The sequence below is a fragment of the Methylacidimicrobium tartarophylax genome (genome assembly GCF_902143375.2).
Taxonomy (GTDB): domain Bacteria; phylum Verrucomicrobiota; class Verrucomicrobiia; order Methylacidiphilales; family Methylacidiphilaceae; genus Methylacidimicrobium; species Methylacidimicrobium tartarophylax.
Map to the genome: position 1 here is coordinate 30,594 of NZ_CABFVA020000034.1, position 10,391 is coordinate 40,984.

Consider the following 10,391-nt stretch of genomic DNA (forward strand, 5'->3'; position numbering starts at 1 on the left):
GGGCCCATCAACCGCCTTCCTCAAGGAGAAAGTGATCCCGACGGAGTCGATTGACGGTCTCGTGGAATTCCTCTCGGGTAGGTCCTCCCAACTTTTCCATCTTTCGATAAATGGTCACGGCCCCTCTCCAATCCTGAGCCTTTTCCTTGAGCGCAGCAGCCTGAATCCCGGCTTCGATCCGCCAGCGAATCTCCGGGGCGACCCGCTTTCCTAAACCTTCTTTCGCGACGCCCAGGCGGCCATCCAGGACATCCAGGTAGACCGAGAGGGCGTCTTCTTCGCGTCCTTGCTTTTGCAAACAGACTCCCAGCTTGAAACCTGCCTCGTCCCGCTCCGCCGGATCGGCCTCCTTTTCTTTCAAGACCGCGGCAAACGCCTTTCCGGCTTCTCCATAGCTCTTTGGCGTTCCGGAACCCTCTGCGAAGAGGCAGTCCCCCTTTCGCAGCAGGGCCTCGGTTCGGATCGGTCCGGACGAGTTCTCCTCCAAGACCGCATCGAAAAGAATCATCGCATTGCCGTATTCCGCCAGCTCCTGATCGATCTTCCCTTGCAAAAGTCTAGCCTCCGCTTTCCACGCTGAACTCTCGGGGATTCGATCCAGCAGGTGGAGCGCATCCAGAAGGTCATGGCGGCCGACTGCGGCCTTCGCCGCCCAGTAGTAGGCCGAATCCGCCAAGGGGTTCTGGGGGTAGTCCTGGGCGATACGCTCAAAACCAGCCTGAGCGTCGGCATAATCTTGGGCATTGTAACAAAACTGGGCGGCCCCGAAGAGCGCCTTCGGGGCGAGGGGACCAGCCGCTTTGTTCGCAGCGAGATCCGCTAACCGCTGCCTTGCCTCGGCATCGGTCAGCCGCCCACTGTGGTTTCCGGCAAAGGCTCCCCGGTAAAGCGCTTCCGGTACCAGCGGGTCATTGGGGAATTCCTCGACTAGCCGCTCGTAATAGGCAAACGCCCTCGCATCCTCTCCTTCTTCCGCATAGAGGTCGGCGAGCTCCAGAAGGAGCTGCGGCCGGCTGGATCGCAGCCCTGGCTCTCGCAGGCCTGCTTCCAGCACCCGTTCCGCCTCCCTCGGTCGCCTGACCTCCCGAAGGAGCTCTGCCTCCAGTAACAGCAGACGAGACCGCAATGAACTCTGGGGAAAACGCTCGACAAAGATCGTTTTTGTCTTTTCGAACTCCTCAAGCCGCTTTTCCCGTGCCAAGGCGATCAGACGATTGTAGAGGCTTTCCTCCGGGAAAACGGCGGCTCCCTCCGCCAAGTGAAAACTCTCCTCGGCAGAAGCCGCGTTCCCTCGAACCAGAGCAATCTCGCCCAAGCGAAAGGCGGCATAGGGCGCCAAAACCCCGCCCCCCTTCTCGACCAGAAGAAGGGATCGCGCCGCAGCATCCCAGGCTTCATCCTCTTGATACATCCGGCCAAGCGCATAACGGATCGCCGAGCCCGACTCGGGTCCAAGCTTCCGGCGAGCGGTTTCTTCCAGGAGAGCTTCCGCCCCTTCCCTATCGCCGCTTCGACTGCGCGCCTGCGCCATGGCGAAAGCAAGCCGCGCTTCCCATTCGCGGCCGTTCCTGCCCTGCTGCATCTCGCCCAGTTTCCTTTCCGCCTCGGGAAGGAGCTGGAGAGACGCCGCACTCTCCAAATAGCGCTCGCTGATCCGGAGCCAAAGACTCCCCTTCTCCTCGAACGCAAGCGCTCTTTCCAGGGCGGCCATCGCCTTGGCGCTCTCGCCCAGCTTCTCATACGCCTCGCCCAACCCTAGATAGGTCTGCACCAGAAGCTCCCTTGGGCATCTCGCTGTCCTGGCCACCGCCTCATAGAGGGAAATCGCTTGAGCGGGATCGTCCGCTCGATGAAGCTCCGCCAGCCAAAAACGCGCCTCGCAGAGAGCGTCTTCCATCCGGTCTTCCCCTTGAATCAGTTGACCGAATCGTGCCTCCGCTTCCTCACGCCGTCCCAGGGAGAGGGCCATCCGAGCTTGGAGGAGAAGGGCTCGCGTCTGCGTCTCACCCGCAGAACCATGAGCGAGAGTTTCCAACACCGATTCCGCCTCCTGCACTTTCCCCGCGCGCCACAAGCACCAACCAAGAGCGAGCTGCGCCCTTTGCGTCAGCGGCCCTGCCGGAAGTCTGGCCAGAGAAGCACGGTAGTCCTGAATCGCTTCCGACCATCGTTGCAAAGCGCAAAGACATTCGGCTCGCCAGAAAAGAGCCTCTCCCGCCGCGGCTTTCGGCAGCCGAGCTCGGATCAGTGGAGCCAGTCGTTCCTCCGCCGCCCGGTAACGGCCAAGGAAGTAGAGCGCTTTCCCCTCGAGAAGACTCGCGCTCGAGGTGAGGGAGCTATCGGGGAAATGCTTCCGAAAGCCCTCGACCTCCTGGACGCAGCGCTCGCAAAGCCCATCCTCGAATGCGGTGAGAGCCGGCGCCAGCGCCTCCTCTTGGGCAACGGCTTCATGGAGTCCGCCGACCCAGAAAAGGAAGCCCAGGGAGATCCCAAGACGGGCTATTCCGAAGCCGCTTCTCTTGAGCGATCGTTCTCCCCTCATGCTCTCACGGCCCTCTCCTCCGCTGCCCTCGATCCTGCATCTCTCTGCTCCCGAAGAAAGCGGCCGGTCCAGCTCGCCGGCTCCTTGGCCACTTGCGCAGGCGTCCCTTGAGCGACAACCTGCCCTCCGCCCTCTCCCCCCTCGGGCCCCAGATCGATCAAGTAGTCGACGCGCTGCAGAACGCGCAGGTTGTGTTCGATGAGGATGATGGTGTTGCCCGCGTTTCTCAACAGGATTAGGACCTCCATTAGCTTTTCGATGTCCGCGAGATGGAGGCCGGTCGTGGGCTCATCGAGGATATAGAGCGTTCTTCCCGATGCCTGCCGGCCGAGCTCCGCCGCAAGCTTGACCCGTTGGGCTTCTCCACCCGATAGGTTTGTTGCCGATTGGCCGAGACAGAGATACCCGAGCCCCACCCTCGCCAGGGTATCGAGCCTGTCCCAGATGGCGGGAACCGGACGGAAAAACTCTCGGCCTTCGTCCACCGTCATTTCGAGTACCTCGGCAATGCTCTTTCCCCGGTAAGTGACTTCCAACGTTTCCTGGTTAAACCGCTTCCCGCCGCAGGACTGGCAGGGCACGTAGACAGCGGGCAGGAAACTCATTTCGACCTCGATCACCCCTTGTCCTTGGCATCGCTCGCATCGTCCTCCGGGGACATTGAAGCTGAACCGATCCGGCCCATATCCCCGCACGCGGGCGGCAGGCAGACGGGCGAAAAGCAGCCGAAGCTCTTGAAAGGCTCCGGAAAAGGTCAAGGGATTCGATCGGGGCGAGCGACCGATCGGTTCTTGATCGACGATCACCAACCGATCCACTGCTTCGGCTCCTTCGATGCGTTCATGTGCTCCCGGCTCCGTTCGCCCGCCGTGCAATCGTCGCTGCAACGCGCGGCTCAAGACGTCGTTGACGAGCGTGCTCTTCCCGGAGCCGCTCACCCCCGAGACGGCGGTCAGGCACCCCAGCGGAAAGCTCACCGTGATGTTCCGAAGATTGTTTGCCCGGGCACCGACCACGCGCAGCCACCCCGCGCCGGGCGCTCTGCTGCTGCCCCCTCCCGGGACCGCCGGCTCGCGCAGACAGGCGCCCGTGATCGAGCGGGGGAGGCTCAAAACTTCCTGGGGAGAGCCCGTGCCGAGCACGCGGCCCCCCAGCGGGCCCGCACCCGGCCCCATCTCGATGAGATAATCCGCGCCGAGGATCGTCTCCTCGTCGTGCTCCACGACCACCACCGTGTTGCCCAAATCGCGCAATTCGGCCAAGAGACCCAGCAGCCTCCGATGATCGCGCGGGTGAAGCCCTACGCTCGGCTCGTCCAGAACGTAAACCACCCCGCTCAAGCGTGCTCCCATCTGCGTCGCCAGCCGAATGCGCTGGACTTCCCCTCCCGAGAGCGTGCGCGTTTCCCGATCGAGAGTCAGGTAACCCAATCCGGCTCTTCGCAAAAATTCGAGGCGCTGGCCGAGCTCGCGAAAGATGTCGGCCGCCACCGGCTCCTTTTCCCGAGGAATCGGGATTGCTTTCAGCCAGCGCTCCGCCTCGTCGACCGAAAACAGGGTAAACTCCCGAATATTGCGCGGAGGCCAGCCGTCTGCCTGGATCGTCACCGCCAGGACTTCCGGACGCAGGCGGGCACCCCCGCACGAACGGCAGACGCTGCGAGCCAGAAAAGGGCGAAGCCTGGCGCGCAGAGCCGAAGAACGCGCCTCTTGATACATCCTCTCCAACCCGGGAAGAACCCCCTCGAATGGGCTCTTCTGCTTGCTCCTTTTGGGCGCCGGGCCACCTTCGATCCCGGATCCGTGCAGGACGACTTCCCGGAAACGTTCCGCGCACTCCTGCCAAGGCCGGCTCATCTCCTCGCCGAATTCTTGTGCCAGCCTTTCGAGCTCTTGGTGACAAACCGCTTGGAGGGCCTTGCCCAATCTACGCCATGGGGCAATCGGCATCTGCGCAAGAGGAAGCGAGGGATCCGGCACGACCGCGTCCGCATCGAAAGCGAGTTCGGTGCCCAACCCGTGACAGGCCGGGCAAGCCCCGAGGGGATTGTTGAACGAAAAATGGCGAGGGGAATAATCGGGAAATCGAAAACCCGTCTCCGGATCGAAGTGACGGTCGCTGAAAAGACGCTCGCCGGCCTCCCCCTCCGGGGTCTGGTAGAGCAGAAGGACCACGCCATCGCCCGTTTTGATCGTCAGTTCCAGGGAGTCGTGCAATCGGCTTTTTGCTTCCGACTCGCAACGAAGACGATCGACAAGGGCATCCATCGTGTACGGTCCCTTGCCGCTCAAGCTTTCCGCCTCTTCCAACTCGAGAAGATTCCCGTTCACTCGGGCCCGGACAAACCCGCGCTGCCGCATCCGCTCGACCGCCTGACGAAACTCCTTTCGCCCTCCCCCGCGGATCACCGGGGCCAACAGTTGAATCGACGTCCCGGGAGGCAGGGCCAGAATCTCGCCGATCATCTCCGGCACGGTGTATCGCCGCAGCGGCTTTCCGGTCTGCGGATGATGGGGAATGCCGAAGTGCGCAAAGAGAAGGCGCAGAAACTCATAGATGTCGGTTGCCGTGGCAACCGTCGACCGCGGACTGCTTCCCGATGTCCGTTGCTCGATGGCAATGGCTGGGGAAAGCCCCTCGATTCGGTCGACCTCCGGCTTCTCCCACGCGCCCAGGACCTGCCGGGCGTAGGTCGACAAGCTCTCGACATAGCGGCGCTGCCCCTCGGCATAGAGCGTGTCGAAGGCGAGCGACGATTTTCCCGAACCGCTCACCCCCGTGATGACAATGAGCCGATTACGCGGGAGATCGACGTCGACATTCTGCAGGTTGTGCTCTCGCGCCCCGCGTATCTGGATCCACTTTCCTGCCATTCCGATAGGGCAGCCACCACGCGCCGCCGGGATATGAATCAGCTTACCATTGCCTCTAAGCGGGTCAACTCTCCAGGGGCGTCAAGAGTTGACAGGCAGCGGCTCCCGCGCACGGGACGATCGAGAAGGGAATGCAGACTCACCGCCATTTCTCACAAGCTTTCTCCTGCGGCTTGCAACATGGGCTCGTCTGCTTCGTTGGGCTTGGTTTTCCATCCTTGCAGTATGTCGTCATACAACTCCGGTGGAAAACCAGCGCCGCGCCTCGCATCCAAGCCCACTTGCGGCGCCTCGGCTACGAAATTTGCGAGAAATGGCGGTTAACGGAGTCTCCGGCGGCCGAGACCGAATCTCTTGCCTGCGGGAAGGCCGATGCTGGAAATTCCCGATCTCCCGATCCGGCCGGGTCCCTACGCCCGGATGGGATGGGAAGCGGTAGCAACGCTTTTCGATGGACTGGAGCAGGATTTGGCGGAAGTCACTCAAAGATCGTGACGGTCTTCGCCAGAACCTCATCCAGGATGGCCGAGGGCAAGCTTTCCACCTTGCGCCCGTTGCGGGCCGTCAGATCAAGGACACGGGGCTGATCGCAGCGCACGACCCCGGTTGTCTTTGTTCCGGTCAGCGGCACAGCAAAGCCGATGCGACGGGCGAATTCGCCGCCCTTCGTGATGGGTAGAATGACCGGCAGTCGGGTTGCTCGGTTGAAATCGTCGGGCGAGACGATGAGCACCGGGCGATGCCCACGCTGTTCCCGGCCTTGCGTCGGTTCCAGATCCACCATGTACACGTCGCCGCGCCTCATATCAGCTCGTCGCCCACGGCCGGGGCATCCACCCATTCGCGTTCCTCCGCCGGCTGCGGTTGCGAATAGTCGGATGCGGCCAACAACTCGGCCATCGTGTAATGAGGCCGTGCCGCCGGCTCGATCACGAGGCGACCGTGATCGACGGACAAGCCGACCTTGGCACCGGCTTGCAGGTGCAGAATGTCGAGCAGCGCGCGGGGGACGGCCAGCATGACCGACCCGCCGACCTTACGCAGATTCGTGGTGTGCATTGGCGTCTCCCAAGAATTATATCCATATATAACTTCCGGCAGCCGATCTTTCAAGGCTTTCGTTGGCGCGCCGTCAAGGCGGCGGAACGCTTTTCGATGGACTGTGGCAGTATTTGGTGGAAGTCCCAGAGGGTCCTGCTTACCCTCCTCTCTCGATCGCCAAGGTTGAGAGAGAAGAAGCGATCGAAGCCCCTGACCCGGCGGCAATCGCGGCCTTTTGCATGCAACCGATGAAAAGGATCGTCGAGCCCGAGTGGATCGATCGACTGGATCCCGAGAGTCCCGAAGCACAACGGAGCCGACGAGAGTTGCGGCGAATGAACGCCTTGATGCGGAATTTCGACTGGTTCCGGACCCGGCTTGCCGAAGACACCTCCGGCTCATGGCAAGGCTTGGAGATAGGAGCGGGAGATGGGGCCCTGGGCGCCCATCTCTTTGCCGACCAGAAGACTCGACGGCGCATCGAGTTCGCAGGAATCGACCGCATCGGCAGACCCGCCTCTTGGCCGACAAGCTGGCAATGGGTGCAGGAAGATATTCTGCAGTTTCAAAGATGGAAGGAGTTCCCTCTTCTCATCGCGAACATGGTGCTCCATCATTTTTCGGAAGACGAACTCGTGCGGCTGGGTGTCCAAATACGGGAATCCTGTCGCTTTCTCTTCGCGCTGGAAACTGCTCGGAGCCCACTTCACCTCGCCCAAGCGCGCGTCCTGCGAACTCTCGGCGCCTTGGGACCCGTCGGCTACCATGATGCATCCACAAGCATCCGCGCGGGCTTCGTCGGAGAAGAGCTTCCGCAGTTTCTCGGTCTACGCTCCAGCGAGTGGCGCTGGAGGATCCGTTCGACCTTCTTCGGGGCTTATCAGTTCGTCGCCGAGAGGCGATAGTCAGCCCGCCCGACACGGATTGGGATGGATGGCATTCCCTTCTCCGCTCCCTCGGACAAGCCGCAGGAGCACGTTTGAGAGAAAGGCAGCCTAGAGGCGAATGGTCTCCCCGAACTTGGGCGCCCGGAAGGAGTCTTCCGACAGGCCGAAAAGCTGCCGGGCGTCGGCAAGGAGCCGGAGCGGCTCCTCCCATGGTTCGTCGGAGAGGCGGAAGGTTCCCCAATGCATGGCCAGTGACATCCCGGACTTGAGATCCCGATGCAATTGGGCCGCCTCCATGGGATTGAGGTGAAGTGGTTGCTGCAACCACGAGGGCTCATAGGCCCCGATGGGAAGCAGGGCAAGCTCGACGGGTCCCAGAAGCTTGCCCAAGTCCGCATGAAAGCGAGCATAACCGGTATCGCCCGCGAAAAAGATCCGGCGGCCGCCCGAGGAAAACAGCCAACTGCACCAGAGAACGCGGTCGCGATCCAGTGGACTTCTCGCCGAAGCGTGCTGCGCGGGGAGACAGAGGAGCTTCCACGAACCGTCGGCGATGAACTCTCCCCATCCGAATTCTACGACCCGGCGGAACCCCCATCGCGCGAGGAGCGGCCGAAGACCCATCGGACAGCAGACAAGAGTCGCACGAGGAAGCTGCTGGAGGCTGGCGCGATCGCAATGATCGAAGTGGGAGTGGCTGAGGATCACTAGGTCGGGAGCGGGGCTTTCCTCGAGACGGAAAGGGGAGGGGCGCCGGCGGCGGAAACCCGGAATGGGCCAGGGTGCGCAGTACTCTCCGAAGAGAGGATCGGTGAAGACGGTGAGTCCACCAAGTTGAAGAAGAAAAGTCGAATGACCAAGCCAAGTGGCCACGATGCGCTCCGGTGGCGGATTGCGTAGCGCCGGCCAGTCGACGAGAACTTCTTCCGGGAGGCAGGCTGCGCCGTGGCCTCCGTCTCGGCCCCTCGGAGACCGGCTGGCAAGCTTCCAACGAAAGACATCATTCCAGCGGGGAACCCATGGCGAGTCGATGTTTTGGAAACGGCCCTCCTTCCTGCTGGCGTTCCAAGGAAATCCGGGCAGGCGTTCCGGTCTATACCCCATGGCCTTCCGAAGGCTCCCGCTCTCCTCGAAGCAAGGCAAACAGCCATGAGAGGGAAACGGCGGTCATGCAAACGCCGCCCGCCGCCCGCAGAAAATAGAGCCAGCGTACCTCGGTCGCATGGTGCCACAGCCATCCGGGTGCCCGCACCTCGTTCCATCCCGTGGCGCTGAGAGCCAGGAGATGGAGGAGGAGCCCCGCATGCCACAAAGAGAAGCGTATCGGCTCCCCCAGGAGGCCCGGGTTTCCGGGAACTCCTCGGGCTAATTGCAAGAGCAGCAGCATGTTCAGACTGGTCAGCATGCCGGCCATCGCAATATGCGCATGGGCGACAAGCAGATGGGAATACTTCGCGGTATCAAGAATTCCCGGCAGGAAAAAGGTGAAGCCCGTGATCACCAGGGCCGCCCACCACCCGGCGAACGAAATACCCCAGAGGCGCGAGCCGTCCGCCCAAGCGAAGGAGTGCAGATAGAGAGGCAGCAGGGGAATCCAGATCAGGAGGCCTGCCAATCCGCCGATCTGCTTCCAGTCCCGGTTCGACTGGTCACCATGATTGAGCAGCAGGTAGAGGATGCTCTCTACCACGAAGATCCCCCAGAATGGACGTACCATCCGCCGATTCCGGCGTGGGATCTCCAGAAAGGCGGGAAGGAGCCCGAGGATGAGGATAACCGCTAGGGTAGAACCAAGAAGATTGGTACCCGTCGGCCCCCCGCTTTCCGGATTGATGGGTGGATAAAGCTGGGGTTTGCTTGCATTCCAGATCGCCAGGGGGACGGTGCCGAGCCCAGCAAGCAGAAGCCAGTCGAACATCGAGGGCGCCCGGATCGAGCCCTCGCTCTGCTCACCGCTCTTTTTGCCCCGGAACCCGCGGAGCAGAGAGTAGGCCAGTAGACCCCAGAGCCCGACAAGAACCGCAACGAAGCAGATCCGGGACAGACCGGACCAATCCAGGAAGAGCTTGCCGCTGCTCTCCCCTTCGAGCCACCAGGCGCCGCCCAGCCCGAGAGCCCATGACCAGAGGACAAAAGACCAGCGCGCCTGGAGCAGCGCATCGGATCGGCGAGGAAGCCATCGGCTCAAGAGAACGCCGACAACCGGGAGAGAGCACCAGCCATAGAGTTGCCAGTTGAGATGGAGCGCCATCCACCTCCCATAGCCCGCAGGACCGGACACGGCTCCCACCTCCGGCCAGCAGAGGAGAAGCGCGAGCCAGAGTCCGACGAGATTGGCGGCGCTCAGCCAGAAGAGGCTGAAGCCGGCGGTAAGCCGATAAAGTCCGGTCTGAAACCCGACCGGGTTTTGCTGCTCGCCGAGGAGGACATTCATCGCACTGGCCCGGGAGGGCGATCCGTCCTCCAGGACGGGACGGACCGCCATTCCTCCCGAGAGTCGCAACAGGTCCGGTTACGGGAGAATGAAGGCAAACTGATATTCGATGGGCAACGTGGTGCCGACCGTCATGAACGATTTCTTAATCTGGGGCAGGTCGAATTGAAGCGTATCGAGCTTTGTCTTGCCCGAGACCATGATCCGTTTTCCTTCCTGCCACCAGAGTGCGTCACCGTTCAGCGGATGTCGCGCTCCATTCAGATCGAAAATACCGGAAACCGAGACGTGAGCCGGATCCTGGGCCGTGGCGGTCGAACAATTGCCGGAGAGCACGCGGATTCCCTCACATCGAAACGAGGCTTGCGGGTGAAGCTTGGCATGAAGCCAGTGGAACATCTCCTCGTCCCGCTTCTTGTGGAAGGTCGTAAGGCCCGCGATCGGGAAGACCAACACGGCCTTCTGGATCGACGGGGTTGTCGCGGCGTCCCAATCCGCGCTCCCCGTGATCCGGGTTTCCGCGCCGTGGAAGTCGTGAAGGAAGGAGTCCGCGACAAATTTCACGTAGCTTTTGCTGCTGTCGACCGGCAGCGAGACGGGCTGGGCCGAGGCCC

General features: G+C 62.0%; 9 protein-coding genes. 2 read left to right on the forward strand and 7 right to left on the reverse strand.

Annotated elements, in window-relative coordinates; genetic code table 11:
* Positions 1-7: 7 nt before the first annotated feature.
* The gene (locus MAMT_RS04305) at positions 8-2,542 is read right to left on the reverse strand and encodes a tetratricopeptide repeat protein (RefSeq protein ID WP_142659779.1); all 2,535 of its coding nucleotides are present in this window, start codon (positions 2,540-2,542) and stop codon (positions 8-10) included.
* Positions 2,539-5,415, reverse strand: coding sequence for an excinuclease ABC subunit UvrA (gene uvrA, locus MAMT_RS04310; RefSeq protein ID WP_142659780.1), 2,877 nt, complete (start codon positions 5,413-5,415; stop codon positions 2,539-2,541). Before uvrA ends, MAMT_RS04305 begins: the two co-directional genes overlap by 4 nt.
* Before the next feature lie 372 nt (positions 5,416-5,787).
* Between uvrA and MAMT_RS11765 the strand changes: the two genes are divergently transcribed.
* Positions 5,788-5,910 (forward strand): hypothetical protein, encoded by a 123-nt coding sequence (locus MAMT_RS11765; protein ID WP_281289098.1) that lies wholly within the window; start codon positions 5,788-5,790, stop codon positions 5,908-5,910.
* Here the strand turns inward: MAMT_RS11765 and MAMT_RS04320 are convergent.
* Together MAMT_RS04320 and MAMT_RS04325 are read right to left on the reverse strand one after the other, a co-directional pair.
* Complete coding sequence (locus tag MAMT_RS04320; protein WP_142659781.1) at positions 5,894-6,220, reverse strand: type II toxin-antitoxin system PemK/MazF family toxin; 327 nt, start codon at positions 6,218-6,220, stop codon at positions 5,894-5,896. The genes MAMT_RS11765 and MAMT_RS04320 overlap by 17 nt on opposite strands.
* Entirely contained in the window at positions 6,217-6,474 is a 258-nt protein-coding gene (locus MAMT_RS04325) for an AbrB/MazE/SpoVT family DNA-binding domain-containing protein (RefSeq protein WP_142659782.1), read from the reverse strand. Before MAMT_RS04325 ends, MAMT_RS04320 begins: the two co-directional genes overlap by 4 nt.
* 230 nt (positions 6,475-6,704) lie before the next feature.
* On the opposite strand from MAMT_RS04325, the gene MAMT_RS04330 reads away from it, so the two are divergent.
* A complete protein-coding gene (locus MAMT_RS04330; protein WP_142659783.1) occupies positions 6,705-7,361 on the forward strand; it encodes a class I SAM-dependent methyltransferase in 657 nt (218 codons plus the stop codon).
* A 90-nt stretch (positions 7,362-7,451) separates the two neighbouring features.
* On the opposite strand, the gene MAMT_RS04335 is transcribed toward MAMT_RS04330, so the two are convergent.
* From MAMT_RS04335 to MAMT_RS04345, 3 genes are all read right to left on the reverse strand, one after another.
* The gene (locus MAMT_RS04335; RefSeq protein ID WP_142659784.1) at positions 7,452-8,447 is read right to left on the reverse strand and encodes an MBL fold metallo-hydrolase; all 996 of its coding nucleotides are present in this window, start codon (positions 8,445-8,447) and stop codon (positions 7,452-7,454) included.
* Positions 8,437-9,828, reverse strand: coding sequence for a hypothetical protein (locus MAMT_RS04340; RefSeq protein ID WP_142659785.1), 1,392 nt, complete (start codon positions 9,826-9,828; stop codon positions 8,437-8,439). Before MAMT_RS04340 ends, MAMT_RS04335 begins: the two co-directional genes overlap by 11 nt.
* A gap of 27 nt (positions 9,829-9,855) precedes the next feature.
* The coding region (locus tag MAMT_RS04345) for a YceI family protein (protein WP_142659786.1) at positions 9,856-10,391 on the reverse strand (536 nt) is incomplete at its 5' end.